Origin of the sequence: Porcibacter vitabionis (assembly GCF_046263795.1) — a bacterium.
Taxonomy (GTDB): Bacteria; Bacillota; Clostridia; order Lachnospirales; family Lachnospiraceae; genus Lachnocurva.
Window position 1 is genome coordinate 1 of sequence record NZ_JBJYZD010000006.1, and the last position, 25,006, is coordinate 25,006.

At 44.9% G+C, this 25,006-nt stretch carries 37 protein-coding genes; 27 read left to right on the forward strand and 10 right to left on the reverse strand.

Annotated elements, in window-relative coordinates:
• The first annotated feature begins 1,076 nt into the window (after window positions 1-1,076).
• The 14 genes from ACKX2L_RS05860 (at window position 1,077) to ACKX2L_RS05925 (ending at window position 12,524) form a co-directional block, all read left to right on the forward strand.
• Window positions 1,077-1,589: a hypothetical protein gene (locus ACKX2L_RS05860; protein WP_497551001.1), complete on the forward strand. Its 513-nt coding sequence runs from the start codon at window positions 1,077-1,079 to the stop codon at window positions 1,587-1,589.
• Between the two features lie 77 nt (window positions 1,590-1,666).
• Window positions 1,667-5,479, forward strand: a complete 3,813-nt coding sequence (gene dnaE, locus ACKX2L_RS05865; protein ID WP_497552843.1) for a DNA polymerase III subunit alpha — start codon at window positions 1,667-1,669, stop codon at window positions 5,477-5,479.
• An 88-nt stretch (window positions 5,480-5,567) separates the two neighbouring features.
• The gene (locus ACKX2L_RS05870; protein WP_497551003.1) at window positions 5,568-5,930 is read left to right on the forward strand and encodes a hypothetical protein; all 363 of its coding nucleotides are present in this window, start codon (window positions 5,568-5,570) and stop codon (window positions 5,928-5,930) included.
• 25 nt (window positions 5,931-5,955) lie between these two features.
• Window positions 5,956-6,189 (forward strand): hypothetical protein, encoded by a 234-nt coding sequence (locus ACKX2L_RS05875; protein ID WP_497551004.1) that lies wholly within the window; start codon window positions 5,956-5,958, stop codon window positions 6,187-6,189.
• A gap of 44 nt (window positions 6,190-6,233) precedes the next feature.
• Window positions 6,234-6,875 carry an SAV1803-related protein gene (locus tag ACKX2L_RS05880; protein ID WP_497552844.1) on the forward strand — a complete coding sequence of 214 codons (642 nt, stop codon included), beginning with the start codon at window positions 6,234-6,236 and terminating at the stop codon, window positions 6,873-6,875.
• Window positions 6,872-7,141, forward strand: a complete 270-nt coding sequence (locus tag ACKX2L_RS05885; RefSeq protein ID WP_497551006.1) for a hypothetical protein — start codon at window positions 6,872-6,874, stop codon at window positions 7,139-7,141. Before ACKX2L_RS05880 ends, ACKX2L_RS05885 begins: the two co-directional genes overlap by 4 nt.
• 12 nt (window positions 7,142-7,153) lie before the next feature.
• Window positions 7,154-7,381, forward strand: coding sequence for a hypothetical protein (locus ACKX2L_RS05890; protein WP_497551007.1), 228 nt, complete (start codon window positions 7,154-7,156; stop codon window positions 7,379-7,381).
• 73 nt (window positions 7,382-7,454) lie between these two features.
• The gene (locus ACKX2L_RS05895; RefSeq protein ID WP_497551008.1) at window positions 7,455-7,601 is read left to right on the forward strand and encodes a hypothetical protein; all 147 of its coding nucleotides are present in this window, start codon (window positions 7,455-7,457) and stop codon (window positions 7,599-7,601) included.
• Window positions 7,598-8,467: a hypothetical protein gene (locus ACKX2L_RS05900; RefSeq protein WP_497551009.1), complete on the forward strand. Its 870-nt coding sequence runs from the start codon at window positions 7,598-7,600 to the stop codon at window positions 8,465-8,467. Before ACKX2L_RS05895 ends, ACKX2L_RS05900 begins: the two co-directional genes overlap by 4 nt.
• 64 nt (window positions 8,468-8,531) lie before the next feature.
• On the forward strand, window positions 8,532-10,190 hold the full coding sequence (locus ACKX2L_RS05905) for a DHH family phosphoesterase (RefSeq protein ID WP_497551010.1): 1,659 nt from the start codon (window positions 8,532-8,534) through the stop codon (window positions 10,188-10,190).
• 55 nt (window positions 10,191-10,245) lie between these two features.
• Window positions 10,246-10,464 (forward strand): hypothetical protein, encoded by a 219-nt coding sequence (locus ACKX2L_RS05910; protein WP_497551011.1) that lies wholly within the window; start codon window positions 10,246-10,248, stop codon window positions 10,462-10,464.
• Window positions 10,457-11,785 carry a hypothetical protein gene (locus tag ACKX2L_RS05915; protein ID WP_497551012.1) on the forward strand — a complete coding sequence of 443 codons (1,329 nt, stop codon included), beginning with the start codon at window positions 10,457-10,459 and terminating at the stop codon, window positions 11,783-11,785. The genes ACKX2L_RS05910 and ACKX2L_RS05915 overlap by 8 nt, the downstream gene beginning before the upstream one ends.
• Window positions 11,782-12,006, forward strand: coding sequence for a helix-turn-helix domain-containing protein (locus ACKX2L_RS05920; protein WP_497551013.1), 225 nt, complete (start codon window positions 11,782-11,784; stop codon window positions 12,004-12,006). The genes ACKX2L_RS05915 and ACKX2L_RS05920 overlap by 4 nt, the downstream gene beginning before the upstream one ends.
• A 92-nt stretch (window positions 12,007-12,098) precedes the next feature.
• Complete coding sequence (locus ACKX2L_RS05925; RefSeq protein WP_497551014.1) at window positions 12,099-12,524, forward strand: hypothetical protein; 426 nt, start codon at window positions 12,099-12,101, stop codon at window positions 12,522-12,524.
• Between the two features lie 186 nt (window positions 12,525-12,710).
• Here ACKX2L_RS05925 and ACKX2L_RS05930 read toward each other — a convergent pair whose 3' ends face one another.
• The 5 genes from ACKX2L_RS05930 to ACKX2L_RS05950 form a co-directional block, all read right to left on the reverse strand.
• The gene (locus ACKX2L_RS05930) at window positions 12,711-13,157 is read right to left on the reverse strand and encodes a hypothetical protein (protein ID WP_497551015.1); all 447 of its coding nucleotides are present in this window, start codon (window positions 13,155-13,157) and stop codon (window positions 12,711-12,713) included.
• A gap of 1 nt (window position 13,158) precedes the next feature.
• Window positions 13,159-13,914, reverse strand: a complete 756-nt coding sequence (locus tag ACKX2L_RS05935; protein ID WP_497552845.1) for a DUF3990 domain-containing protein — start codon at window positions 13,912-13,914, stop codon at window positions 13,159-13,161.
• Entirely contained in the window at window positions 13,892-14,371 is a 480-nt protein-coding gene (ybiA, locus tag ACKX2L_RS05940) for a riboflavin biosynthesis intermediates N-glycosidase (RefSeq protein ID WP_497551017.1), read from the reverse strand. Before ybiA ends, ACKX2L_RS05935 begins: the two co-directional genes overlap by 23 nt.
• Window positions 14,372-14,438: 67 nt before the next feature.
• Window positions 14,439-14,657, reverse strand: coding sequence for a helix-turn-helix domain-containing protein (locus ACKX2L_RS05945; RefSeq protein WP_497551018.1), 219 nt, complete (start codon window positions 14,655-14,657; stop codon window positions 14,439-14,441).
• Window positions 14,658-14,662: 5 nt separating this feature from the next.
• Entirely contained in the window at window positions 14,663-14,881 is a 219-nt protein-coding gene (locus tag ACKX2L_RS05950) for a hypothetical protein (protein WP_497551019.1), read from the reverse strand.
• Between the two features lie 199 nt (window positions 14,882-15,080).
• Between ACKX2L_RS05950 and ACKX2L_RS05955 the strand changes: the two genes are divergently transcribed.
• The 13 genes from ACKX2L_RS05955 (at window position 15,081) to ACKX2L_RS06015 (ending at window position 21,807) form a co-directional block, all read left to right on the forward strand.
• The gene (locus tag ACKX2L_RS05955) at window positions 15,081-16,163 is read left to right on the forward strand and encodes an AAA family ATPase (protein WP_497552846.1); all 1,083 of its coding nucleotides are present in this window, start codon (window positions 15,081-15,083) and stop codon (window positions 16,161-16,163) included.
• A 242-nt stretch (window positions 16,164-16,405) separates the two neighbouring features.
• The gene (locus ACKX2L_RS05960) at window positions 16,406-16,795 is read left to right on the forward strand and encodes a hypothetical protein (RefSeq protein ID WP_497552847.1); all 390 of its coding nucleotides are present in this window, start codon (window positions 16,406-16,408) and stop codon (window positions 16,793-16,795) included.
• Window positions 16,796-16,858: 63 nt separating this feature from the next.
• A complete protein-coding gene (locus tag ACKX2L_RS05965; protein ID WP_497552849.1) occupies window positions 16,859-17,173 on the forward strand; it encodes a hypothetical protein in 315 nt (104 codons plus the stop codon).
• Between the two features lie 620 nt (window positions 17,174-17,793).
• Window positions 17,794-18,165 carry a hypothetical protein gene (locus ACKX2L_RS05970; RefSeq protein WP_497552850.1) on the forward strand — a complete coding sequence of 124 codons (372 nt, stop codon included), beginning with the start codon at window positions 17,794-17,796 and terminating at the stop codon, window positions 18,163-18,165.
• Between the two features lie 248 nt (window positions 18,166-18,413).
• Window positions 18,414-18,629 carry a hypothetical protein gene (locus ACKX2L_RS05975; protein ID WP_497552851.1) on the forward strand — a complete coding sequence of 72 codons (216 nt, stop codon included), beginning with the start codon at window positions 18,414-18,416 and terminating at the stop codon, window positions 18,627-18,629.
• Between the two features lie 15 nt (window positions 18,630-18,644).
• A complete protein-coding gene (locus tag ACKX2L_RS05980) occupies window positions 18,645-18,980 on the forward strand; it encodes a hypothetical protein (protein WP_497552852.1) in 336 nt (111 codons plus the stop codon).
• 202 nt (window positions 18,981-19,182) lie between these two features.
• Complete coding sequence (locus ACKX2L_RS05985; RefSeq protein ID WP_497552853.1) at window positions 19,183-19,323, forward strand: hypothetical protein; 141 nt, start codon at window positions 19,183-19,185, stop codon at window positions 19,321-19,323.
• 264 nt (window positions 19,324-19,587) lie between these two features.
• Complete coding sequence (locus tag ACKX2L_RS05990; RefSeq protein WP_497552854.1) at window positions 19,588-19,770, forward strand: hypothetical protein; 183 nt, start codon at window positions 19,588-19,590, stop codon at window positions 19,768-19,770.
• An 18-nt stretch (window positions 19,771-19,788) separates the two neighbouring features.
• Window positions 19,789-20,055, forward strand: coding sequence for a hypothetical protein (locus tag ACKX2L_RS05995; RefSeq protein WP_497552855.1), 267 nt, complete (start codon window positions 19,789-19,791; stop codon window positions 20,053-20,055).
• Between the two features lie 15 nt (window positions 20,056-20,070).
• On the forward strand, window positions 20,071-20,391 hold the full coding sequence (locus tag ACKX2L_RS06000; protein ID WP_497551023.1) for a hypothetical protein: 321 nt from the start codon (window positions 20,071-20,073) through the stop codon (window positions 20,389-20,391).
• A gap of 150 nt (window positions 20,392-20,541) precedes the next feature.
• Window positions 20,542-20,832, forward strand: coding sequence for a hypothetical protein (locus ACKX2L_RS06005; protein ID WP_497551024.1), 291 nt, complete (start codon window positions 20,542-20,544; stop codon window positions 20,830-20,832).
• Between the two features lie 11 nt (window positions 20,833-20,843).
• The gene (locus ACKX2L_RS06010) at window positions 20,844-21,125 is read left to right on the forward strand and encodes a hypothetical protein (RefSeq protein ID WP_497551025.1); all 282 of its coding nucleotides are present in this window, start codon (window positions 20,844-20,846) and stop codon (window positions 21,123-21,125) included.
• A gap of 286 nt (window positions 21,126-21,411) precedes the next feature.
• Window positions 21,412-21,807 carry a hypothetical protein gene (locus ACKX2L_RS06015; RefSeq protein ID WP_497551026.1) on the forward strand — a complete coding sequence of 132 codons (396 nt, stop codon included), beginning with the start codon at window positions 21,412-21,414 and terminating at the stop codon, window positions 21,805-21,807.
• Window positions 21,808-21,919: 112 nt separating this feature from the next.
• Here ACKX2L_RS06015 and ACKX2L_RS06020 read toward each other — a convergent pair whose 3' ends face one another.
• The 5 genes from ACKX2L_RS06020 to ACKX2L_RS06040 all read right to left on the reverse strand — a co-directional run bounded on the left by ACKX2L_RS06020 (window position 21,920) and on the right by ACKX2L_RS06040 (window position 24,998).
• The gene (locus tag ACKX2L_RS06020; protein WP_497551027.1) at window positions 21,920-22,195 is read right to left on the reverse strand and encodes a hypothetical protein; all 276 of its coding nucleotides are present in this window, start codon (window positions 22,193-22,195) and stop codon (window positions 21,920-21,922) included.
• Window positions 22,196-22,213: 18 nt separating this feature from the next.
• Window positions 22,214-23,143 carry a hypothetical protein gene (locus tag ACKX2L_RS06025; RefSeq protein WP_497551028.1) on the reverse strand — a complete coding sequence of 310 codons (930 nt, stop codon included), beginning with the start codon at window positions 23,141-23,143 and terminating at the stop codon, window positions 22,214-22,216.
• A gap of 12 nt (window positions 23,144-23,155) precedes the next feature.
• Window positions 23,156-23,695 carry a signal peptidase I gene (lepB, locus tag ACKX2L_RS06030; protein ID WP_497551029.1) on the reverse strand — a complete coding sequence of 180 codons (540 nt, stop codon included), beginning with the start codon at window positions 23,693-23,695 and terminating at the stop codon, window positions 23,156-23,158.
• A gap of 273 nt (window positions 23,696-23,968) precedes the next feature.
• Window positions 23,969-24,496, reverse strand: a complete 528-nt coding sequence (locus ACKX2L_RS06035) for a PDDEXK family nuclease (protein ID WP_497551030.1) — start codon at window positions 24,494-24,496, stop codon at window positions 23,969-23,971.
• Between the two features lie 7 nt (window positions 24,497-24,503).
• Window positions 24,504-24,998 carry a hypothetical protein gene (locus ACKX2L_RS06040; RefSeq protein WP_497551031.1) on the reverse strand — a complete coding sequence of 165 codons (495 nt, stop codon included), beginning with the start codon at window positions 24,996-24,998 and terminating at the stop codon, window positions 24,504-24,506.
• Window positions 24,999-25,006 lie beyond the last annotated feature (8 nt).

Genomic DNA, 25,006 nt, shown 5'->3' on the forward strand with positions numbered 1-25,006 from the left:
CAGATTCGTTGTAACAGGTGATTTGATAATCATCGCAAAGCCTCCTTTATCAGCTTTTACGATGATACCATTTGTACATTTTTATTCCGGAACTTTTGTACATATTTAATTATGACATAGCACCTTGGAGAGTTGACCCCTACGAATCAGCACCTCTACTTCTTCTATGGGTAAAAAATTGGAAGGATGACAGGAAATGGAGAAAAAAGTTGAAAGAAAGCTTGGAAGGGTTGCGGAAGGGGAAGGGGAAGGGTTATGGAAAGGACTGACCACGGAAGGACTGTGGGAAGGGTTACAGAAGGATGGATAGTAGAGCGGGGGATGGTAGGATAGGCGGTAGGAAGTGTGCAAAGGGTACGGGTTAGGACTTGGTACATATAAACTTGACACTTTTTGCACACTTTTACCGTTACCCTATCCTACCCTCTTTACCCCTCCCCTAACCATCTGACAGACAGGGGCTATTTCACCTACCGAATTTTCGTTAACTTCACAATCATCTTTGTTGACTAATTCCTTGACTAAAAGTTGACTTTCTTGACTAAATCGTACCACCCTAACCATCCGACAGACAGGGAATGGTTAGCATACCAGTTCGGTTGGGAAAGGTAGGTATTGGTACATCTGAGTCATTGCGTAGCAATGACGAAGAATTAAAGGCCGTAGGCCGAATATATAGATTTGAAACTTTTTGCACACTTTTACACCCCCTTTTCTTTTCCCTCTGGCACCCTGATAACCTCGTATGTACCATACCAAAAAAGTGTGCAAATTCTGTCAAGTTTATATGTACCAATTCATGGGTACTGGGAACCCACCTACCCTGTACCTTGTAACCCTTCCTACACCACCCTTAGATAACCTCTATGTCTTACCTCAAAAAGTGTGCAAAAAATGTAAAGTCTATATGTACCAAGTCATAGACCTGTGGATGCCTGCATACCAAATCATAGAACCAGTCCATACAGAGCTTACAGACCTTCCCCAAACTACCCGTCCCTTTCCTTCCAAAATTTACGCATAGAAGAACTGGTAAAGGTTGTCCCGTTGGAACCAAGAAGGGAAGAAAAGAAACCATGAACAAGGATATGGAAACAGCACTCAAAGCATTACATGACTGGCACAGGGAAGCCTATCTCCCATCCAGTAGTCCCTACTTCAAAGAAGGAGGGGAAGGTCGTCACATCTATGAACACTCTGTCATAAGACCCATGCAGATATTGGACGAGTTAAGTAACAAGCAGAAGTTTCTGTTTATGGAACTGGTACCGGGAATCACGAGAGACCTTCAGAAGGATTTTGATGTCCTTCCACAGTCTCAGCATGGACTGTACTATCCTAAGCACCATTGGAAGGAGATTGAGTCCGAATATGTAAAGACCATAGACATCCTAAACAAGCTCCCGAAGTGTGCAAGTAAGAGTGAGGTGTTACGGGAACTGGAACCCTTACATAACTTCCAGACCAGTACATTAACCCAACTGATTGTACGAGAAGCAGGTCATGAAATGGTGGAACGGTTGGATGCCAAGAAGGCTGAACCTGTGGAGACTGAGGACGAAGAAGAATCTCTGTCAAAAATTTCCTGAATTTCTGTCTGTTTCATAAAAAATTACGCATAGAAAGTATGTAGAAGAAAAACAGGCACAGAAAGGACTCTTTTGCGATGTATGGAGCTTGGCACGTCCATTTTGAATCCCCGAACGACACGGGAAATAATCTCGATGTCATGTTGGATGAGTTTGAGAAGGTGGGGGCAAAGAAGGTCACCGTCACAGAGCATGATGTCTTCACCTCTTTCGTGGAGCTAAAGGACAAGTGTAAGGATCGGTCGGTCAAGGTTGTTCCCGGGGTAGAAGGAACCATGACCGATGAGATCGGTGGATTCTCCCTCCACAATGCTCACATGGTGTTAGTCGCAAAGGACAAGGTGGGCTATCGTTCCCTGTCCAAAATCATCACAGAAGCCAACAAGCACTATTCCCTGCACCCGGAAGACAAGCGTCCCATCATCACATGGGCTAATCTGGAAAAGAACGTTGCCAAGGGGCACGTTTTCTATTCGTCTGCCTGCATTCAGGGAATTTTCGGACAGATCGTAAAGGATTCGAATATCACCAGAGAGGAACAGACCGAGAAGGCAAGAAAACGGTTAGGACTGTCCGAGGAAGAAATGGAACACATCTATGCCTTGGAAGAACAGTTGTCTGCCAACAAGAAAACGAAAGCCTACAAGGACAATCACAAGCTCTATCTCCATTGCAAGCGGTATGAAACAGAGATGGAACGAATTGAGAAACTGCCTTCTCTGTCTATGGAGCAGGTTGATAATCTGTGCTCTCTGGCCTACGAGAAGTTATGTTCCATCTTTGGGAAGGACTATGTGTACTTCGAACTTCAGAACCATGGCATCCGATCTGAGCAGCAGATCTATCCTGCCATCGTTCGGTTACTGGAAAAGTTCCATACCGACAACGTTCTTCTCACGAACGACATCCATGTCGGAAAACTGCACCCGACCGAAGAGGACTTCCTACGGAGAAATGTGGCTCAGTACAGTCGCTATCATGTGGTCTGGGACATTTCCGATGGAGACCGGGAGCTTTACATCAAGGATGATCCTGACCTGATGGATACCATCCGAAAGCTTCCGGACGTACCGGAAGAAATTGTTACAAAGGGCATGGCAAATGTCGAGAAAGTCTTATCCGCTTGCGAAACAGACTATCTGTACGAGAAGTCCGAGGAACACTACCCGAAGTTCTCTGACCACCCGGAAGAGGACTTAAAAGCCATGGTCGAGGTTGGAAAGACCGTTCGATTCCCGAACGGATTCCCGACCGAAGAATATGACAAGCGACTGGCTCATGAACTGGACATCATCTGTGGCATGGGATATGCCAGTTATCATCTCATTGTACAGGACTATGTGAACTGGACAAAGAAGTACGGCTACTGTGTCGACTTCTTCCGTGACCATGGAATTGACTTTACCACCGACCTGACCAATCGAACCATTAACCTTGATAACACATCCGTCACTTATCAGGGTATCGTTCCGACCATGGAAGAACTGGATGAAACCATCGAAGCGTTCCATATCCCGGAGCAGGGAATCAACATGGGACCGGGACGTGGTTCTGCGGTCTCCTCTCTGGTCTGTTACCTTCTCGGAATCTCTGACGTTGATCCTGTGCGGTATCATCTTCTTTTCGAGAGGTTTTTGAACCCCGAACGAAAGAGTATGCCGGACATTGACTGTGACTTTCGCCCTGACCTCCGGGGGAAAGCCATTGAATACACGAAGATGAAGTACGGGGAAAACTCCACCTGCAAGATCATCACAAAGACCTATGGAGCATTGGCAGGAAACATTCGTCTGGCCGCACGGTATCTGGGAACCAAGGAATACAACAACCTTCCCCTGACCGACCGTATGAACGTGAAAGAGAACGTTTTCTTAAAGCCATGGTATAACGATGCCGACCGGTTGGCAAAAGCCATCGACAAGGACGGGAATATTTCCGACACCGCATCTTTTAACAAGCGGGAAGAGGACATCTACCATCTGGCCACGAACCTGTCCGGACTGTTTTTATCCTTTGGTCAGCACGCCGGGGGAAACATTATCAGCCGGGACGACATCACGGACACCATGCCCCTGTTCTGGAACACGAAGAAACAGAACTTCTCCACCCAATGCGTCCATGATGAAGCCGAACAGGCAGGATTCTTAAAGATGGACTTCTTAGGGCTTATCAACCTGAATCTTCTGACGGACATGATGGAGCTGACCGGTGACAACTCGATCATGAATCTGGCTAGACGGGAAGAACTACTGCAAGACCCGAAGATCTATCAGGACATCTTTTCGACCGGAAACACACAGGGCATTTTCCAGTTTGAATCGAATGGCATGAAAGAACTCATGCGGGAATTTCAGCCGGAATGTTTTGAGGACCTGATCCTTCTGGTTGCCCTCTACCGCCCCGGTCCTCTCCAGTACAAGGATGAAATCGTGGCAACCAAGTGGTATCGGAAAGGACAGGGGAAAAAGCCAAAGAAGGCTATCGACATTCCAAACGACACCTTGAATCAGATTCTGGAACCGACCTACGGATGTATCATCTATCAGGAACAGGTCATGCAGATTTTTGAGTTCTTGGCCGGGTATAGCCTTGGTGACGCTGACCTTGTCCGCCGTGCCATGGCAAAGAAAAATCTGGACAAGCTTACCATTGAGCGGGAAGCTTTCCTGCATGGAGATGAGAGCCGAAATATCAAAGGCGTACAGGCAACGTTCGGACTATCGGACGATGACCTTGCCCCTTACAATGCCCTGTTCGATCAGATGTTGGACTTTGCATCCTACGCCTTCAATAAGTCCCATGCGGCCGCATACAGTCTGGTATCCTTCTTCACCGCCTACTTTAAGTGCTATCACCCGGGCGAGTTCTATGCGGTTTCCCTGAATCATGTGGCCAATCTGGACGAGGTCGCTCCCTTTGCAGCAGAAATGCCTTCCTTTGGTATGACCTTGGCACAGGCAGACGTTCGATACTCTCATGCAGACTTCTGGTTTAACGGCACGGACACGATTTATTTTGGATATGCCAGACTGAAGGGAATCAGTAAAGACCTGCAAATTGACAACGAGTGCCAGACCTTACGGGAGTTCTGGATCAAGAACAAGCTGACCTTACCGGTGCTTACTACCCTGACCAAAGCCGGGTATTTCCGTTGCTTTGGAAAATGGAATGACATTCTTTCCTATTTCGAAACGAATGTTCCGATCGGTCTGAAACGTTGGAAGGTCATGCAGTCGGCAAAGAATGAAGAAGAACGGGATCAGAAACTGGACAAGCTTCCGCACTTGGAAGACTTCCAAGCCGAGCCTGTGGTCGAGGAATCGGTCAACGACACACGAACCCGATATGAGAACGAATACCTGACCATGGGACTGGTCTTTCCCGACAAGGAAACCAGAAAGCGACTGTGCCTGACCGATGCCTTCCCGGAAGGAAAGGACCGAAAGCAGGTCGGTGTGGTCATCTGTTTTGTGAATAAGGACAAGCCGATCCATTCCAGAGGAAAACTGATCTATGAGGTCTATCTCATGGATCGAACCGGAACGATCAAGAAGTACCTGTCGGATGAAACCTACGATGCAGCAGACGGCCTGTTTGAGCTGACTGGTTCTCCATGGTGCTTGACATGGGGAACGAGCATTCGGGAAGAACTGCCGACCGAGAAGAATATCCTCTTGAACGGAACAAGACATACCGAGGGGTATCTGAGCCGTTTCGAAATGACGGATGCTCTGTGCCGTGTGAAAAGCGACAAACAGAAGACACAGAAATATCATGTGTTCTACTCCATCGGGTCATCGGTCTATCCCATCGGTGTCACCCTCTCGTCTTCCGAGTGGATGAAACTCCGGCAGATCCTTCCGAACAAAAATCAATGCGATTGTACGTAAAAAAGTGCGAACCGTTTGGTTTTTTCATAACTTTTTATCCATAGAAGTAATGTAAGCAATAGACAAGATAAAAGAGGTAAACGAAATCATGACGAATAGAGAACGTATTGAAGCGATGGATGTCAGACAGTTGGCAGAGTTCCTTTATGACCTGATGAAAAACGGTGCAAGCATTTGCCCCGAACCGGGTTGTGATGGATATTCCTGCGTAGACTGCATGGTAGACTGGCTGAAAGCCGGGAACAATCCCAAGAAGGGAGACGTAAGAAAGCTGATCGGAAGTGACCGTCCGGACAGTTACTATCTGGTGGTACAGGCTCTGGACAAGAAGTCCAAGGTCATGTATGTCGATGGTTCCTTTGCTTGGGTATCGAACGAGGTCTTTCTGGTCGATGAACCGACCGACATGAAGGCAAGTGAGTTTTTGCAGATGGTTGTCGAGAATATGTGAGTTGAAAGAAAAAGGGGTGGACATTATGGTAGACGTGAAGCAGGGAACACAGAAACCGGCACTTGGAACGGTGCGGAAAATCAGGGGATGTAAAGGTTCGGAAGGCTATTACATGATTTCTGATGTTTATGATACGGGTTCCAAGGTACGCTATTCGGATGGTCTAGTCGGTTGGGAAGACAATGACACGATCCTGTCAGACGAGCCTTCCGACATGACCATGCTTGACTTTGTAAGACTGGAAATGGAAACCGTATAGGCAGACATAGACGAGCCTGCCGGTATAAGAGAAAGGAAACAGAATTGAACCTTTCCGAATACAATCAGGTCAAAGATCTGACCTATCTGGATTATTGCAATTATCTGCAAAAAAAGTATGGTGTCGGTCTTTCGGACTACTTCACACCTTCTTTTTCTAAAAATCCGAAAGTTTCTCGAACGAGGGATGGACTGTTTGCTCATCACAAGATGGAAGATACCATGGTGCTTTTGTCTACACCCGAGATTGCAAAGCTTTGTCCGTTTGCATGGCAGACCAAAGAGAATATCGTCTACTGTGACTATTTGGAGCATTTACTTCTGCACGTTCTGATCTGCAAGTACCCATCGCCGCATAAGGTCAAGAATGCCGATGTCGGAATCGGTGGTGTGATTGCCTTTCTTGTACCGGAACTGAATGATCTGTATTCCGGATGGAATACAACACAGGCATGGCGAAAAACCTGTCATGATAAGGTACGAAACGAAAAGGATGTCTATCTTTCCATTCTAAAGACTTTCATTGACTGGGAAACAGAAAATGATTCCTCTTTCGATGTTACCATTCTGTGCCGAAGTGGAAATGCACCGTATGGACTTTGGCAGGAGAAAAAGAATAAGGCAATCTATAGTGAAATCAAAGCACTCGCTCCAAAGAAACGGAAGAAAAGGGAGAAAACGCTATGAGAATTTCTTACCACGGGCAGACCAAAGACTGTAACTTCAGAGTTGCCGAAATTGACTTTAGTAAAGAAGAAGAAAGCATGGTCAGAGAAATTTCTGACATTGCCGATCGGGAAACGGGTTGGAAGAAATGGTCGTTCTTTGATGACTGTGCTTATGTTTCCGTAGACGATAAGAAAGATTACGATGATTTCCGAGACTTCTATTTGGAAACCAAGAAAGCACTAAAGAATCGTGCCGATCGGGACGCACACGACCTGACGAGATAGAAAGTGAATGTCATGAAATATATTATCTGGGGAGAATTTGTCTGGGGTGGAAATCATCACGTCTTCACGGAAGAATATGAGGACAGAGGAGAAGCGGTACAGGAAGCCGACATTATCTGGGACGGTCTGGCTGATGACGAAAAGGAACAAATCGTTTCCCTGTTCGTGTTGGAGTCGGAAAATCCCGACATTAACGCCATTAACCACTTTGACGGCGATGAAGTCAAACGGTACAAATAAGAAAATGTACAAAATGTAAAAACTACAAAAGAGTACATTTTGAAAATGTAAAAAGACGGAAGGAAAAATCATTATGACTGCATTTCGAAACCTTTTGTTGGCAGGACTGTTTGCCTGCGTTTTTGCTACGTTATTTTTGGACAATGAGTCCTACAACTTTGCTCATGACCGGGTGACCGACATCCTGTCGGGAAAAGACCATGCAGGAGACCTTGTATGAAACAAGTCACCCTTATGCACAAGGACACGGAAGTTTGTACCTTTCTTTTGAATGAGTCGGGGGTTTGCAGTCGCATTCTTTCGGTTGACAATCCTTCCCATCTTCCACCCAATTTGACATGGTTGGATTCGGAAGCGGATGTCAATTTCTGGCTATCGAATCGGCGACTGTCCGACCATCGTGCGGATGTGCAGATGTTACAGGATTCCGGGGTAGTAAGTTCCAAGGACTTCACTCCGATCCATTATCTGTCCCTGTACGACTGCTATTGGATTCGGTACAACCCAGACGAACGATTTGAGAATGTGACATTATATCAGCAGCCTGTGATGGATGATGTGTTCTCCTTTATGGAGGATCATGACGAATCACAGGATGTTGTGCTGTCCAGAGATACCGGAAACCTGACCCTGCCCTACCATCGGGAGTGCTACTGCTTGCAGGATGAAGACGATGCCAATATCTTCTACTTCCTCTTTCGAACAGAGATCACGGAGCAGCCGGAATATCTGCTTGGCAAATATCGAGACTTTGTTCCAACGGTCGATGGGGATTATTTTGTCCTGTACGATAGCGTGTACTTCCGCTTTCGGAACATGACCAGTCCTGCCATGGAATACATTTCGGCAAAGGACCTGTTTGATGGATATAACCGAAACCCCTTGTACAAGGGATTGGAACCCGAGACCATTCTGTTTCGGGCGATTGATGACGCAAAGATTCCGGACGCACGGAAGTTTTTGTCCGGCATGATCGCCATGGACGATAAGTACCATATCAGGCGTGACCTGTCCACGTTCGGTTATTTCCGTGATCCCGACACCCTACAATCCTTCGGATTTGCACCATTATTTTTGTGGCCCTAGGCGTGATTCTATCAAATCACGCCTAGGAAAGGGACTTCCCTTTCCATGACAAGGAGAAATCATAATGACAATTCATGAAGCAATCAAACAATATACCTTACAGAACCTTGGTCTGACGGCTGAGGAATATGATGCCTTAAAGGACCAGACCTTCGGCATGAACGAGAAGGTCAAGAAGAAATTCTATGCCATTGTAAAGAATTCTGACCACATCGACATCTTAGGCGACTATGACTGTGATGGTGTGACATCCACCTACATCATGTACAAGCTGATGACGAGTACTTTCCATAAGGACACGGGATTTTTGATCCCGAACCGGATCACCGATGGCTATGGCATCAAAGAAAGCCTGATTGACCGTCTGTATGAACGGCGAAAGGATGCCATCGAAAAAGGGGAAACCTGCACCATTGTGACGGTCGATAACGGCATTGCAGGGGCAGAACCCATTGCCTATGCAAAGAAACTGGGATTCCGTGTCATTGTGACCGACCACCATGAACAGGGACGAAACGAAGTTCCAAAAGCAGACCTTTGCATTGATCCAAAAGCCAAGGACTGCAATCCCTTCGACTATGACGGTTATTGCGGTGCAGGAGTCGCCTATAAAATTGCAGAACAATTCGTGAAAAATCCGAAATTCTTACGACATCTTCGTGCTTTTGCTGCCTTGGGTACGGTCGCCGATGTCATGGAGCTGACGGGAGACAATTACAAGATCGTGAAAGAGGGACTGACCGAACTCTCCAATAAGATTCTTCCGACCCCCTTCCGGCTCTTGGCAGAAGCCTACAACCAGATGCCGAATCGGGAATTTGAATGGGAAGACATTACTGAGAAGGACTTTGGATTCCTGTTTGGCCCGATCATCAACGCCCAGTCCCGCATGGACGATAGCGGAGCGGCCAAGGCAGAGAGCTACCTTCTGCACCCGACCAAAGAGGTTGCAGAGCAGATGGTACAGGTCAATGAAGCACGAAAGGACCTGACCAAGACCCTGTATGCCGACATTGAAAAGAACATTCAGGAAACAGGCTTGAAATCCCCCTTATGGGTTTACGTTCCAAACATCAATGAGGGAATCATCGGTATTCTGGCCGGAAATGTGACCGAACGGTTCGGTGTCCCCTGCATTATCCTGACCGACACGCAGGATGAAAAGGTCTTGAAGGGTTCAGCACGGTCGATCCCCGGATTTAACATCTTTGACTATCTGTGCGGACTGCCCGAGGACTATTTTGCAGGATTTGGCGGTCATGCCGGTGCCGCCGGATTGTCGGTCTATCGGGACAAACTGGAAGAAATTCAGAATCTCCCCGACTTGTCCGTTTATGCCGAGCATGACCATCTGGAGCCGGACTTCACCATTAACCAAGACGAGATGGAAGAATGTTATCAGGCACTTCGGGAGTTTGCCCCCTTCGGACAGGGCAATCCTGCTCCCCTCTTCGGTGTTCACATGAATCCCATGGAAAAGAAACCCTATCTGTGCGGAAGTGACAAGAATACTGCCCTCTTCTTTGGCGACCATGGAAAGGTGACGGTGTTCCGATATAAGGAAATGCTTGGTGACTTAAACCCAGACAAACCATTCCTTGCCGTTGGAGAATTGAATGCAGAACGGTACAAAGGCAATAAGGGAATCAATCTGATCGCCAGCGAACTGGAAGACGAAAAGGTGTTGGAGAAGGTCAGGGAGTCAAACTTGCATATACGTTGATGTGCGTATATAATAAGAACAGAACAAATTAATCTGTTTTTTAGAAGGAAACAACATGCTTTACGCCGAAAAATTGGATGAAGAAACAAAAGAGGATTACGAGACCTATCGAAACGCCTTATCTCGATATCAAAAAGACCCAAGTACAGATATGCACTATGAGCTTTTGTGTGCTTATCAGGATCTCTTTAATGATCTAAAAATGCTTCGATCCGTTCATCGTATTTCAGATGCGGAATTTGAAGCGCTTAGAAGGGAAATTGATAATGCGTGAATTTCTGAACAATATTAATGCTCACATCATGAAAGAAGAATTCAATATATATAGTGGATCGGAAAAGAAGAAAACGCTTTTGATGGATGATGGTCAACGATATATGTTAAAATTCCCAGACCCAACACGAGAAAGGAAATTGCGGCTTTCTTATATTAATAATGCTGTTTCAGAATATCTTGGATGCCATGTTTATCAGACAATTGAAATTCCTGCTCAGAACACATCGCTTGGAATCTATACCACAGAAGCGGGAAAGCAAAAGATTGCATGCTTGTGTCGAGATTTTAGAAATGATGGAATTGTTCTACACGAGGCAGAAAAATTAATCCTATCTTCTATTGATTCTGATGTGCAAAACATTGTGACACCGTCCACGGTAAAAGAACTTCTAAAGAAAACTGTAAATGATTGGCAAACAGCATGGAAAAGGTATTGCGATATGACGATTGTAGATTCCTTAATCGGAAACACGGACCGTCATAATGGGAATTGGGGGCTTGCAGAATATCCAAATCATACAATTGGCATGGCACCCGTCTTTGACTGCGGATCTTCCTTTTCTCCTTTGCTTTCCGATGAAGAGTTATCTGAAAAGGTAGCCAATCGAGAAGCACTCACAGTAAAATCTGCACTACGAGACGAAAATACACACAAGAAATTATCCTTTGCCGAAATCTTAAACGGTCGTGAGCCAGAAATTCTTCGAGCAGAACGAAGGATTATTCCAAAAATTTCTCTTCGGGCAATCAACGATGTGATTGACAGTATCCCTTATATTTCCGAAAGGAGAAAGGAGTTTTACAAGTCGTTGGTTTCTGTTCGATATGAGAAACTGTTGATCCCGGCCTTGGAAAAAGATCTGTCTATTCAAAAGACGGACGAATACAAACAATGGAATTCTAAAGTAATTGCTAAGATTTTTGAACTCCATATTTCGGCACTTTGCCAATTGCCCGAAAATTGTGACACACAAATTACTATTAATCATCACGATTTCGTTGCAAGGCGAAATGGTGATTATCTCTTTCTGATGAACAACCAAGAAGAATGCAATGGTCTCATTCGCCTTACAAAAACAAATTTAAATATCTGTAAATTTGTTCAATGTATGAGAAACTTAGGATGTCCAATTAATATCCACGACATCATTTTAGAGACAAGAAACGAAGCTTCGAATGTTGAAAAATCGGAATGTCAGAATGTAAACGCAACAGGTACTGTTGAAAACAGGGTAGATACCATTCCTACTGCTTCGGCATGCGATCTGCTTGACGAGGAGGAAACCATCGATATGGACGATATCGAGGAAGAACGATGACGAGCCCGTTAAAACGAATCCTATCCGAAAGAGGGATGTCACTAAAGAAATTTGCGGAACTCTCGGGTCTGTCCGCCCGATCCTTAGAACCCTATCTGGCGGGAAGGAAAGACTTCCGGAACGCCAGAGCTTGGCAGGCTGTTCGTGTTGCAGATGCCCTTGGCATTGACATTCATGAACTTTTTTGTGACAAAGAAGAAAAAAGATCCCATGAACTTTAGTTGTGAGGGTGCCGATACCGGGGAAAGAGAGGGATCATTCTGATCGCCAATGAACAGGACGAAGGCCCTCTTCGAAAAAAGGAGAAAGATACATGACAGAACGAGAGATTTTGGAAATGCCAGAGTATATTCGAGACGCAACGCTTCTTTATATCAAACGGAGAAAATATGCAATAAATCATCCGGAATATACCTTGACAGATTGTGATTATGTAGACTATCAGACGGACATCAACAATGCAGAGGTCAATGATATGATCTCTTCGGAAGAAGCATGGCGTCTTCGGGATGAGGTATTGAACGGAACGTATGACAAGGATTGCGAGAGAAACGACCGATACGACAAGAATTCGTTTTGCGATGGTATAAAGATGCAGCACTACAGAGACCACATGGCAGAATTGGAACAGGAACAGGCACTAGATCCTGTGACCTTGGACCGGGGAGACCCTTATCGGAATGTGCGGGATGATGACCAGAACGGTCAGTATGACTACATGGAAGACAGGGACAAGTAAGACAAAAGAGAGGTTTTACACCTCTCTTTTCTTTATGACCGATGGAGTAACGATTCGTTACCCCATGACAATAAAAAAGAGGGACCCAACTCGTCAGGTTCCCTCTAGGTGGTGTCCGAAGACCGCCACCGCAATTCCAATCCTTAATATAGCACAAATTCAGGCAATGTGCAAGGTACTGCCCCATCAAAAGAATCTTTGATCCAGTTTCTCTGCTGCGTTTGGAATAGACGCTTCATGGAGCGGAGAGAACAATTTTGCCAGTTCCTTTGCCGGGCATCGGTAGCTCATGACTCTGGAAGACCGATTGTATTTCCATTGCCAGTAGGTATAAATGTCCGCCATCCAATGCAAGAGAACATCATCTGCTTTTTCGCCCGGATCACAAGCATCCAAAGGAACGCTATGGTAGACCTGTTTCCATCCCTTCATGAGAGCAGACCAGTTTCCCTCATCCATTTTTTGACGGATGTCGGAAAATCGAAGGAAAGCGTCAATTTGCTGATAGATGTCCAAGTCGTTGATTTCGTTCATTTGAATGAACACCAAACGAATCAGATTCATGGTTCCTTCCAGATATTCTTTTGGATAGGCCGGATGTTTTCCACCGGTTTCACATAACAGAAGTCCCATATTATCGCTCCCTTTCTTCTTCTGATGTCTCTTTATCTTCCTCTTTACTTCCAACTTCCCCTTTGATTTCCGGGGCATAATACTTGTAAATTGGATCATATACAAAGTGTGTTTTTACAGCTTCCTGTGCCGTAATCCCGCTTGGCCGGAAGCCATTTAGAACAATCTGAGATGATCGGTTTCGAAGGAACCGGGAAACATCCATTCTGGCTTTGACTTCTGCTTGGTTTTGATAACCCTCAGAGATGCCGAATTTCTGATAACCACGATATTCCAAAGCATCAAAAGCTTTTTGACTTTTAATGAAATATTGCAGTCCAAAATGCCCTTCCCGAAACAGTCGATCCATTTCGTCTACATTGATTTCATTTTGTAAAAAAGCATCCACAATATCAGAATAACTGTCATCTGCACGATAACCGACTACGATGTCTGCCTTAGACAGATCGGCCCTGTATTGATTGGATAGCTCACGTCCCAAGAGCATGGCTCTTTCTCCTCTGGCACCCCGATTTGCCACAATTTCCGCAATCCAAGATAAAGGACCATACTGATCCAGATTAACTACATTTAATTTGGTTTCGTCTACCTCATAAGCATTGACGTATGCAACGGTAGAACTATAAGACATAGCCCAAGCGACTGCCTGTTGAAAGTCTTGTGTGGTATAGAATCCGGAACCATAATCGTTATCCTGTTTTCCAAAACCAAACAGCGGTTTCGCTAAAACATGGTCATTTCCGTGATAAAGAATCATATATTTCCCTTTCTTGCTTGAGTTCCTGTTGTCGTGCTCTTTCTTCCATCAGAATCTGTCCTAACAGGTTTTGTCCATGCCAAGTTCCATCGCTTGCCTGCACCATACCCCAAGTCTTATCATTCCAAGTGTTTCCTTCGATTAGAATGACGTTTCCCGTAGCACAGAGCCTGTCCGACAATTCCGGATGCTGACGAAACTTTTCATGAACCAAGTCTCGCATGACAGATACTTTAACCTTTTCCCAGTCGTGTCGAAGAGGGATTGACCGTCCGAACCGCCGGGCGTCTCCGGGAGATAGAGAGGAGAACTGCTTTTGTAGTTCAGGGTCAGTCGTCTTTTGTGCCTGAAAAGCCACTTCGTTGCTCGGATAGGTGATTCCGTGATAAAGGACAGGGGCAGGATAATAATTGGACAGAAACCAATACTGATCTTGAAAGGTGGTAATAAGTTCCATTCAAGCACCTCATTTCAATTTGGTCATTTGTCATTCAATTTCGTCATTTGCCACGAATATGACAAAATTAAACTTCGTCCTTTGTCTCTTCGTCCACAAACGACACCTTCAACCTGCACCCGAGGACTTCCGCAATCCGTTCCAGTTCGGACTGCTTGAAGTCGCACCGTGTCATCTTGTTGGACAGATTCTGTCTGGTCTGCTTGGTTCCCCTTGCAATGTCCCCCATGGTCATGCCTTTTCTGTGTGCAAGGAATCGGATCTTCTCCGATGTGTTCATTTCCATGTGAATTACCTCACTATTACAAATTGTTTGAAGGAATCTTCATCAATCACAAACTCAGCCGTTTCACCAAGGCGGTTTACGTCCCTTGCGATAATCTGCATCGTTTGGAAAAGGGTTTTTTGTGATGCGACATAAGATTGGATTCTCAGATCGTCAGTACGCAGGCGGATGTTCTTTCCCTTTTTATCCATTTTCGTCATCGTAATTACCATTGCTTGTGCCATCCCTTCTGTTTGGCTATTTCTTACACCTATTATTCTACATGATACACTTTATAATGTCAAGTTGAAACAGAACCTTTCTTTTTTTACCATTTCCTTCCCGCTTTAAAAAAAATAAAAATAAATTCGTAAAAACCTGTCATTTTCTTCTTTTTTTACGAATAGAACAAATGAAGAGAAAGGCACAGAAAGGAGAAATGGTATGAAGAATGAAGCAGTAGAAACCGATGATTTTGCAAAAGATTTTAGTGATGTTCTTCTCGATCAGATCGAAAGCTTTTTACAGCGTGTGCCCTTTCCGGCGTTTTACAAGGCGATTTCAAAGCGTGTGATCGGGCAGGACAACCTGATCCATGTTCTGTCAAATACCTATCATTATATCACTAGCCTGCTCGATGACCTTCCATCTACCGATCATATGCTGCTTGCGGCACCGTCCGGATCGGGAAAGACCGAAACCTATCGGGCATTGCGGGATTACTTTCAAGAGGAGATTCCGAATCTGCCGATCTTCTTATTTGACATGACACAGTTAAGCCCGACCGGATTCCGCGGGGCAAACAAAAACGAAATGCTTGGCACGCTCTTCAATCTTTCGAAGGCTGCACAGACGATACACCCCGCTGCGATCTTCTTTTTGGACGAAATCGACAAAAAGATGAAACCGAACTATGACGGATTCGGAAAGAACGTCAATGCCGATGTTCAGGACGATCTTCTGACCATGTTGGAAGGATCGGCGGTGACGGTGCAGCGTGGAACGATCTTTACGGATAAAGTCCTTTTCATTGGACTGGGTTCCTTCGATGCCTTTCGAAAAGAGCGTGAAGAAAAAACGGCAAAGGTTGGTTTTTCTGCACAGGATTTGTCCGAAGAGGAAAAGCATTTCACCTACGTCACACGGGAAAATATGATTTCTTTTGGTGCATCGCACGAGCTTTTGGGACGGTTCCCTCTGATTGTAAATTATGACCGACTTTCCGAAGAGAGTGTCAATGAGATCATTGCAAAGGAAGTGCATACGCTTTCCAGAAGTTATAGGCGAAAGATCTCTTTGTCTCGTGCTTTTCAGCAAATGTTATTGACACAGGCAAACTCGTCTTTTGGATGTCGTATGATTTCCAGTTATTTGAAGGAAAGCGTTTTATGTGCGTATGAAAAAGAGCTTTTGTCGGGCAAACAGAATCCTGAACATACGGTTTATCATCTGCTTTCCGAGCACGAAGCGGAAGTGATTGCAGAAACGGCGGAGATACGGAAGGAATCTGGTGAGAGTTATTTATAACCCGTGTGGGTGGTGAGAAAACCAACGGTTTCAACCGTAGATGATAGCCAACTCTTTACTTTCCGTCTGAAGACATTGCCATTCTTCTGCATTTTTCCATAGATTTTACGCATAGAAACATTGTAAGGAAAAAGTTCGACTTACAGTCTTTAACTCTGAGCCTTTGCAAAGCAAAGACTCAGAAACAAGCAAAAGGAAGACAAACAAGCAGAATCGAACATAGATTAGGAGAAAATCAAGCTATGAAAGTAAAGACAACAAGAAAAGCGATTGTAAACAGTTCCACAAACATTCGTTGTGCCGGGTATTGCGATCTGGAAGCGTTGCTCAGGAATCATGAGCCATTTGCATATACGACAGGCGTGTATGGTTGGAACTTTGACGCCTACGATGTGTACGGTATCACCATCTGCACGGGCTATCGGAATATGCCGGGCAAACGTCTGGAAGGCATCGAAGAGTATGAGAACAAGGCAAGGGCTATCTGGTCAGACCATGAGCATTACAGGGGAGCTGACGGATATGAGCGTCAGAAAGCCGATGTGGAAAAGTTACTGGAAGAATTTTGTGAGCGGAATCTGGGAAGAACCCATGAGGAAAGTGAAGAAGAAGACGAAGAACTGGAGCGTTAAAGCAAGCGATAAAGGCGAATTCAAGCGATAAACCGTAAAACAAGCGATAAGGGGAGCTACACCATGAATGCAATGAATACCTACGGCTATGCCGTCTTTTATAAAGTGGGGAAACCACCCCTGCACGTTGTCGCAATCTATTCCGAGATCCATATTGCCTTCAATGTCTTCGACAATGCTCGGGACGCAAGCAATTACATTCGGGACAACTGCAACAATGTGACCTACAATCCTGACTTTGACTTTCAGAGCGACTTCGGTGATTTGTTAAAAACTTACCAGAATGCAGACGAAAGTCAGTTGTTCAAGGGTACAAACAACCAGTTGTACATTCACAGCAGGTCATTGGAAGACGATAAGGAAGAAATGGAGAGATAAAACATGGCATACGAGTATGACTACAAAGAAACGATTCGACAGGATATTCGAGAATATCTTTGTGACAATGAGGAAATCAATTCTGATACTGATTTTTAGGAACTGGAAGATCGACTGAACGATGACCTGTTTTGTGAGGATTCTGTCACAGGAAACGGTTCAGGATCTTACACGTTTAATCGGGAGACAGCAAAGGAATATGTAAATGAGAATACCGATCTCCTACAGGACCTGTGTGACGAGGGACTCGTTACAAAAGAGCAGCTTGCCGATTGGTTCATGAATGACGAATGGGAAGCTATGGATGTCAGTATTCGTTGTATGCTTCTCCCGGAGTGCATCCATGAGGTTCTGGAAGAACAACAGGAAGAACTGGAAAATACAAGAGATTGATTGAAGAGGTCAAGGCGATTCCGTAACAAGAGGGAGTGTTATCTGGCACTCCCCTCTTTTGTGCAAAGGACTGTCTTGGCTTACACTTCTGAATGAATCATAATAACTATTCTATTCCATCTTTCGCAAAGTTCTTTCCGTTTCAATTTGACAAGTTATATAAGGAAATGCTATTATGTATGTATTGAAAGGAACGTTGAAAGAACAACAAGAAAGCGAGGGGCAACATGAAAGTGACCGTTACTGTGGACTACATGAAACAGGCTTTTTTTGAAATCGGTTGTGATTCCTATTTTACCGATGATGGGATGAAAGCATTACTGGAACATTATGATGAAGATGCCGAATTCGATCCGGAAGAAATCTGCCGGGACTGGACGGAGTATGGAACGAATGCCGAGTGTTCGTTTAATGATTTAATTATCGACTATGGGTATCTGTACACGGTCACAGAATGGGAGGAAGACGAACTTGACGATGACGATATGACTCCCGCATCTATCAAAGAGTTGTATATGGGAGCTTTGATTGATCGTCTTGGCGAAAAGACAGATGTGTTACATCTTCCAAATGGCAACTACCTTATTTTTGATTTCTGACGGAAAGAAAAAAACAGTATGAAGTACGGTATCTATAAGCTCACGGAATCAAACTATACAACATACTGGGAATACCCGCTTGATCTCAACGAAAAGGCGGAAAAGAACGGGTTTGTGAAGATTGGGGAAACGGATACAAGGCTTGAATCCATGAAAGTAGTACATAAGCTATACAAACGTGCGTATAAACAAGCAAAGCAACGTCTGAATTGTATCAATGCGTGCTGATAGAAAAGGAAGAAAACGAAATGAAGTTAGTCATTGATATACCAAAGGAATTCGAACGGGATTGGGATAACGACAAGTTTCAGGATTGCTTTGGTCGAGTGCTTGCAGATCTAAAAGACGCATCTTTTCTCTCCGGTAACTACGAAAAAGAAACCCTTGAAATGCTCCAATCTGCCTTTCGTAATGCCAAGGAATACGATCGAAGCGAAGATGTATTGATAGAAAGAGATCGATAGAAAGAGAGACAAATTATGACTATTCAGATTACTGGAACGAATGATATGAACTCGGTATTCAACGACCTTGAATTGTTTACAGATTCGTCAGACTGGTCACTCGTGGACTGGTTACTGGCAATCAAGAACAAAGAGGTTGCCTTTGATCCGAAATATTGTGCCGTTAGGATCAACCGCGAATGGCTTAATGTCGTGAACGGCGGGAAGTTGGCACCAAACCTTGACACCGTGATCTACAAGGTAAAGAGCCTTCCTCCTGCTTTCGGTAATCTTCCAAACAAGTATATGGGAATTGACGTAAATTCGGATGAGAAAGAACTGTTTTTCAACACGAATTACGTCACAGACTGACGGTACAAAGAAAACATTGACTGGAACTGCCCTCGCAACAGTTCCAGTTTTCTTACACTTTCCCGTATGCTACAAAAAGTTTCTCTTTCCTTCTTTATCCATTTTCTTTCCGTCTCAGTTTGACAGGTTATATAAGAAAATGCTATTATATATTTGTTGAGAGGAAAGAAAAACGGTTGATTCCACAGAGAGGACAGACAAGATGAAAAATCAGTCCGTGTTGTTGGCGAAAGAAACTGAAGATGGCTACATTTCGCTAGGAACAATCACACTCATGCCAGACAGGTCGAATGACGCTGATAAAACCGACAAGAAGAACAATGAAAGGCAGATGTCAGAATAGATTTCTGACGGAATGGAGTGATAAGCGAATGTAAAGAGGTCGGCATCCCGACATTAACACCGAATGAAATAGCAAAACTGAAATTCATAGAAGGGAAAGAGTAAATGAATGTATGTGGACTAGAGACAGGCGAAGAATGCCCCATTTTGTCGGCAGGTCGAGTGAATGAGTGGTGCATTCCTGTAGTAAGTGGCTATCGTTGCGAGTATTACGAAATATGCGAGTACATGATTAACTATATGAAAATGAACGGAAATATCCAGAGTGTACGGCAAGGAACTGACAATTAAAACAGTTGACCGAGTAAAGAATGCGATTCTGGACTACAAAGCCGAAACCGAGGGCGAGTGGGATGATGATGGATGCCTTGACGCTGCACAAGGTCAGCTCGAAAAGGAAGGCTACAAGGTCGAGTGGATCCAAGCAGATGCAGAAATCTTTATCTGATAGAAAAGGAAGTAAGCCATGCAGTATCGTATTTTCAAAAGAAGCCTTCACAAGAATTGGAAAACCGACTGGGAAGATACCGGAGATGTCATAGAATCCGAACGGGGAAGGGCAGCCATCACCAAGTGGATAGCCAAATGGATAGACGAATGCCCGAAAGCCTATGCACCCGGAAAGATCACTTACGGCGAGAATCGTTGTTGGATGGAAGTTAAGAATCGAAACACCGATCACCTTTTAGACGATGGATTCTTTATGATGGAACTTGCGGTAAGAGTTGCCTGAATTGGAGAAAAACTGATGAAAATTCGTATTGATGAAACAAATCACATTGATTTCGATCGTTCGGTGCTAAAGGACATCGGAAGATTTGCAGACCTGCCAAGTTGGTTATTGGCGATCAAAGACAATACAACAACCTTTCATCCTCTGGACTGTGCCGTCATTAACGGTCAGAAGGTCTTGTGGGTGGTAAGGGCAGGTCAGGTGACAGAGAACATAGACGAGGTTATTCAGACGGTCAAAAGCCTGCCTGCCGATCACCGTAATTTTCCGAATACTTACACGGAAATTCTAGCAGATTCCTTTGAAAGAGCATTGTTTTTCAATGTCAAGTTCTGATGTGCAGGAAATCCTGCCTTTACATTCAAACGTGTATTGTAACAACTGTCCTCTTCTGTTTTTCACCATTTTCTTTCCCTCTCAGTTTGACAGTTATATAAGAGAAATGGTATTATATATCTGTCAAGAGGGGAAGGAAAGGATGCTGAAATGTTGAGATACAGATTTACCGATGGTTTCGAGTGCACAAGCAAACTGGATCAGTCAGAACTTGCCAAACGAATGAACAGACTGGATCATCTGAGGGTGCTGACCGAGGAATACACCGAAGGGGAAGGCAAGACAATTTGTGAGAAAGCACTCAGAGCCTATCACAAAACAAAGAACTTCACCGGGATCATTCATCTGACGATCCATGAAAAAGACTTCCTTGGATACCTGTTGGAAGGGGAACGAACCAAAGAGGACATAGAAACCATTCAGTTTTATTTGAAGGAATAGAGGGAAAAGATATGAAGTTTGTCAGTAATGCAGATTACAGAGAACCTGTGGAGTCCGGAACCATCTTCTGTGCAACGGTCAACGGAATCACGGTTATCATTCATCGGATCATTCACCTTGACGGTTGGTTCCTATCCTGCCACCCGCTCGGGATTGACGACCGGAAATTGGAAGCCGAAACGCTCTCCGGTGCTATTGAAGAATCGAAGGGGATCCTGACAGAATATGTTCAGAAGGTCAACGACTTCCTGAAATGCTACACTTCCGAAGAGTGGGAAATTTCCAGATACTAAGGAATACAAAAACTCATCTGACACGTTTAGAAGGAGAATCCGGTAATCGCATAGCGACTACCGGTTTTTTATTGCAATATTCAAGGCAGTTGTAAGGGAAAAGAAAGACACGACCTTAATCGTTTAGAATGTCAAGTATATGTAAAGATAAAGAGAAAATGGAGATTCGCACAAAAATTGTCAGCTGATGCAAGGTGAGTTGCTATGTTATGTTTGTAAAAAGCAATATGCCTTTTACAATGGAGCTTATGACAAGAAGGTTGTGAATTGATGGAGGAAAAATAATATGGCAGAATTCACAGTAATAGTCAACGGCGTAAAGAAGGCAGAATTCCCAAACATCTTCGGTGTCACCAAATGTGTCAGAGGATTGATAAAGGACCAAAAGGTGGATGCACATTCCATCACAGTCTTGGACTCCGAGGGGCATGAGACATTGCAATGTCTTGTGGATGGATGCCAGAGAGCGTTTGACATTGAGGAAGCGAAGATTGGTGGAAAGGTCGTAACTGGTCTCAGAGCGAGTGACGGAAGGCCTGTAACGGGATTTGTTCTCGGAACAGAACCGGTTCTTTACATTCTTCCAGAGGAAGAGGTTCGTAAGGTTTGTGACTCAGATGAACCACAAATGGAGATTAAGCTTACAGCCGAAATGATACTGGTTAACAGTATCATGGTATAATAGACGGTTCTCAACTATGATGAAAAAGAGATAGAGGAAAGATAAGCACAGAAACAAAGGGCGGTCGGTATGACTGCCCTTGTTTTTATGCACTCTTCTATCCCCTCAAAGCTCAATATCCGTAATAAAACAGTCGTTCCGCTTCCTCAAAGGACAGGCCATACCGGGGATAGTTCAAGACGGCAAGCGAGGACTCCGGAAGATATTTCCATACCGTCCATGGACCATGTTCGTAAGCGTTACTCTCTGTACTCTCGGTGTCCTTTTTTGACCGGGCCATGACACGCATATCCCCGTTTTCATCCTTTCCTGCCTTGATGTCTGTCCAGTCATCCATTCCAACCTGCTTAAAAATCGGTTTTACTTCGTCATAAAGGTCTTTCATCATGATTGTCTTTGTCCTTTCCTAGCGTTCTAATTCTTCTTCTTTTTGCATCAGGCTCTGTTCCGTGACCACCGACACCCTTGCCCCGGTTGTCCGTGTTTCCCGATAGAGGGCGTCAATGAGTTCGCTCTCCGGGTGGGTAGCCTTTTCCCCGCCGTAGGTCGCATCCATGTTAGCTTCCCCGTCACGATTGGAGAACCATGTGAGCTGCCACTTCACGCCCTCATGCACCGAGGGTGACAGAATCACGGAGTCATCGCCACGGTCAAACTCCAGAGCAAGGAACCCGGGCAGGTCGAGAATGGACTGCCATAGAGCTTTCCGTTCCTCTTCGATTCGGTCGGCTTCCTCCTGCTCTTCTTTTGTACCATGGAAGTACACACAAGGATCCGATCGATCGGCAGGGATCAGGAATGTCGTCTCCTTGGTCTGGGTCTCCTTTTCTCGTGTCTGCTCTGCAATTTCCGTAATCTTTTTCACCAGTACACGAGGTGTCGTATTGGCATAGATTCGTTCTCCGAGCCATGTGCCATGCCTTCCATTCACATCGTTTATGACCTTGATTCCGATACCACCCCACTCATGCAGGTTATGGGAATAGTCATCCAGTAGGATGTCATTTTGTCGGATGCCGCCGGGAATGTACTTGGCCTTCGGTACTCCGCAAGGGCAGAAGATCCGATGTGCCTTGTCAATTTCCGGAAGGTCAAGGTCAATTCGCTGATTCTTCTCTGCCAAGGCATAGGGATTTTCCTTGTCGGACAAGACGGCAGACAGGACAGAAACGTCATACCGATCGTCCTTTGCAAGCTCCCTGACTGCCGAAACAATGTTTTTCTGTGGTTTCAGCGTGAGGTAGTAATACTTTTGAAAGATGGCTTCTTCCGGCACGTTCTTTCGCCATTCGTAAAGCGTGCCATCCATGTCAACGAAGATTCTCTGCTTTTCCATGCCTTACCCTCTCTAAAACTTCCGTGGATTGGGATAGACCCGACAGACCACCCGGCCAATGATGTCCTTCCCCTTGACAGGTCCTATCACCCGACTGTCTGTACTGTTGTTTCGGTTGTCTCCCAGAACGAAGTATTCATCCTGCTTCAGCTCGATCGGTTCTTCTGCAAGACCGGGGTCGGCGATGGTGTCCTTGCCATAGGATTCCTTCAGGCGGTTGCCGTTGATGTAGATCACCCCGTCTTTAATCAACACCGTCTCCCCGGGGAGACCGATCACCCGTTTTATGATGTCGTAGTGCTTGTCCTTCCCTTTCGGAACAACAATGATGTCGAACCGCTCCGGGTGATGAACTCTCGGTGTGATTTTCTCGATAATGAGGTTGTCGTTATTCTGCAAGGTGTTCTCCATGGACTGCCCTGACACGATTGTTCGCTGCCCGATGAATCGTACAATCACCAGTCCGATGACGACAATGAGCACACACTCCAATAGGGGAAAGAACACGTCTTTCCAACTTCGTTCTGATTTCTGATTTGTTTCCTGATTCATTGTTTTTTTCCTTCCTACTTCTTCTATGCGTAAAAAGTTATGAGAAAACCAAAAAGAGATACCGAAATCGTAGAAATTATGTGTAACGGGAATAAGAATATGTGTAGCGGGTATCAGAATATCTGTGAAAACATAGAAATATTCGTGATACGCATAGGAATATGCGTGACGGGTATAGAAACGTGTAAAATACGCATAGCGATATTCGGAACACGCATAAATGGGTAAAAAAAGAGCAACCAGAAGAAAAACTCTCCTAGTTGCTCTCTTACCTTACCCAAACAGAACCGTTAGGTCATATCGGTAATGGACCTTTAGCTTCCGTTCCGGGATCCGCTTGCCGATCTCCTTGGCATCGTCCCGATTGATGCTCTTCTTATGGCAGAGCTTGGTAAAAATCAGAAAGGTGGTCGGACGGATGGCATAGGTCTCTCCATACTTTCGGAAATGAATGATGAGATAAGACAGGGCATGACCGTCTGTCTCTGCTTTCAGTAAGGCTTTCACCTGTCGCAGTTTAATAACATTATTGTCTTTGTCACCAAAAGATGCTGACGTACCGCCCACGGACTTTAACTCTACGCAGCACATCTGGCCGTTTTTACAAAGCACGGCATCGTAGGGGCTTTTGATAGAAAATCTGAGGGTTCCACCCGAAGACCCGTTACGGGTTCGAACACTATGGTCGTTCCCTTGGCTTTGAAAGTCGAACCCGGTTGCACTATCATGCAGCCTTAAATAGTACATCCCATTCGCCGAATGCTTAAAATCCTCTTCAAATAATTTGCCGATATTTCTCATATTTGACCTATTCAGATGTTAACAGCCACACGCAGATGACGGGGTCTTGTGCATTATCGAAGAATGACCAATATCCGTCACAAAAAGCGTCTGCATAAATGTAGTGCCCCTTGACGCAGATAAAGGCGTCATCTTCCAAGGTGGTAAGATATTCCCGAAGAGTTGGGCGTTCATTGCGTTTGAAATACAATTTCTTTTTGACAGGGAAAAACTTCCTTACCATGCGGTTGAACCCATCCAAGGACAAATAGCCATCATCCCTCAGTTCATCCGAATAATACTTGTCAAGGTCTGAGCTTTCGCTACGCAAAGGCTCAAAGTCAATAACAACCGAAGGTAGATACTGCTTTTCAATGCAAAGCGAATGCGAAGAGTAACTCACAGAAGAGCAGCTCACAAAGCGAGCATAAGCATTGGCACAAGCGTTGGCACACGCCATCGCAGTCACGCTGCATGGCGTTCCGACCAAACAGTTATCGGGGGTAATTCTCCAACAATGCAATTCCTTAT

Coding starts and splice junctions, on each gene's coding strand:
- ACKX2L_RS05860 (WP_497551001.1), top strand. CDS start 1,077: ATGAACAAGGATATGGAAACAGCACTCAAAGCATTACATGACTGGCAC.
- dnaE (WP_497552843.1), top strand. CDS start 1,667: ATGTATGGAGCTTGGCACGTCCATTTTGAATCCCCGAACGACACGGGA.
- ACKX2L_RS05870 (WP_497551003.1), top strand. CDS start 5,568: ATGACGAATAGAGAACGTATTGAAGCGATGGATGTCAGACAGTTGGCA.
- ACKX2L_RS05875 (WP_497551004.1), top strand. CDS start 5,956: ATGGTAGACGTGAAGCAGGGAACACAGAAACCGGCACTTGGAACGGTG.
- ACKX2L_RS05885 (WP_497551006.1), top strand. CDS start 6,872: ATGAGAATTTCTTACCACGGGCAGACCAAAGACTGTAACTTCAGAGTT.
- ACKX2L_RS05890 (WP_497551007.1), top strand. CDS start 7,154: ATGAAATATATTATCTGGGGAGAATTTGTCTGGGGTGGAAATCATCAC.
- ACKX2L_RS05895 (WP_497551008.1), top strand. CDS start 7,455: ATGACTGCATTTCGAAACCTTTTGTTGGCAGGACTGTTTGCCTGCGTT.
- ACKX2L_RS05900 (WP_497551009.1), top strand. CDS start 7,598: ATGAAACAAGTCACCCTTATGCACAAGGACACGGAAGTTTGTACCTTT.
- ACKX2L_RS05905 (WP_497551010.1), top strand. CDS start 8,532: ATGACAATTCATGAAGCAATCAAACAATATACCTTACAGAACCTTGGT.
- ACKX2L_RS05910 (WP_497551011.1), top strand. CDS start 10,246: ATGCTTTACGCCGAAAAATTGGATGAAGAAACAAAAGAGGATTACGAG.
- ACKX2L_RS05915 (WP_497551012.1), top strand. CDS start 10,457: ATGCGTGAATTTCTGAACAATATTAATGCTCACATCATGAAAGAAGAA.
- ACKX2L_RS05920 (WP_497551013.1), top strand. CDS start 11,782: ATGACGAGCCCGTTAAAACGAATCCTATCCGAAAGAGGGATGTCACTA.
- ACKX2L_RS05925 (WP_497551014.1), top strand. CDS start 12,099: ATGACAGAACGAGAGATTTTGGAAATGCCAGAGTATATTCGAGACGCA.
- ACKX2L_RS05930 (WP_497551015.1), bottom strand. CDS start 13,157: ATGGGACTTCTGTTATGTGAAACCGGTGGAAAACATCCGGCCTATCCA.
- ACKX2L_RS05935 (WP_497552845.1), bottom strand. CDS start 13,914: ATGATTCTTTATCACGGAAATGACCATGTTTTAGCGAAACCGCTGTTT.
- ybiA (WP_497551017.1), bottom strand. CDS start 14,371: ATGGAACTTATTACCACCTTTCAAGATCAGTATTGGTTTCTGTCCAAT.
- ACKX2L_RS05945 (WP_497551018.1), bottom strand. CDS start 14,657: ATGGAAATGAACACATCGGAGAAGATCCGATTCCTTGCACACAGAAAA.
- ACKX2L_RS05950 (WP_497551019.1), bottom strand. CDS start 14,881: ATGGCACAAGCAATGGTAATTACGATGACGAAAATGGATAAAAAGGGA.
- ACKX2L_RS05955 (WP_497552846.1), top strand. CDS start 15,081: ATGAAGAATGAAGCAGTAGAAACCGATGATTTTGCAAAAGATTTTAGT.
- ACKX2L_RS05960 (WP_497552847.1), top strand. CDS start 16,406: ATGAAAGTAAAGACAACAAGAAAAGCGATTGTAAACAGTTCCACAAAC.
- ACKX2L_RS05965 (WP_497552849.1), top strand. CDS start 16,859: ATGAATGCAATGAATACCTACGGCTATGCCGTCTTTTATAAAGTGGGG.
- ACKX2L_RS05970 (WP_497552850.1), top strand. CDS start 17,794: ATGAAAGTGACCGTTACTGTGGACTACATGAAACAGGCTTTTTTTGAA.
- ACKX2L_RS05975 (WP_497552851.1), top strand. CDS start 18,414: ATGAAGTTAGTCATTGATATACCAAAGGAATTCGAACGGGATTGGGAT.
- ACKX2L_RS05980 (WP_497552852.1), top strand. CDS start 18,645: ATGACTATTCAGATTACTGGAACGAATGATATGAACTCGGTATTCAAC.
- ACKX2L_RS05985 (WP_497552853.1), top strand. CDS start 19,183: ATGAAAAATCAGTCCGTGTTGTTGGCGAAAGAAACTGAAGATGGCTAC.
- ACKX2L_RS05995 (WP_497552855.1), top strand. CDS start 19,789: ATGCAGTATCGTATTTTCAAAAGAAGCCTTCACAAGAATTGGAAAACC.
- ACKX2L_RS06000 (WP_497551023.1), top strand. CDS start 20,071: ATGAAAATTCGTATTGATGAAACAAATCACATTGATTTCGATCGTTCG.
- ACKX2L_RS06005 (WP_497551024.1), top strand. CDS start 20,542: ATGTTGAGATACAGATTTACCGATGGTTTCGAGTGCACAAGCAAACTG.
- ACKX2L_RS06010 (WP_497551025.1), top strand. CDS start 20,844: ATGAAGTTTGTCAGTAATGCAGATTACAGAGAACCTGTGGAGTCCGGA.
- ACKX2L_RS06015 (WP_497551026.1), top strand. CDS start 21,412: ATGGCAGAATTCACAGTAATAGTCAACGGCGTAAAGAAGGCAGAATTC.
- ACKX2L_RS06020 (WP_497551027.1), bottom strand. CDS start 22,195: ATGATGAAAGACCTTTATGACGAAGTAAAACCGATTTTTAAGCAGGTT.
- ACKX2L_RS06025 (WP_497551028.1), bottom strand. CDS start 23,143: ATGGAAAAGCAGAGAATCTTCGTTGACATGGATGGCACGCTTTACGAA.
- lepB (WP_497551029.1), bottom strand. CDS start 23,695: ATGAATCAGGAAACAAATCAGAAATCAGAACGAAGTTGGAAAGACGTG.
- ACKX2L_RS06035 (WP_497551030.1), bottom strand. CDS start 24,496: ATGAGAAATATCGGCAAATTATTTGAAGAGGATTTTAAGCATTCGGCG.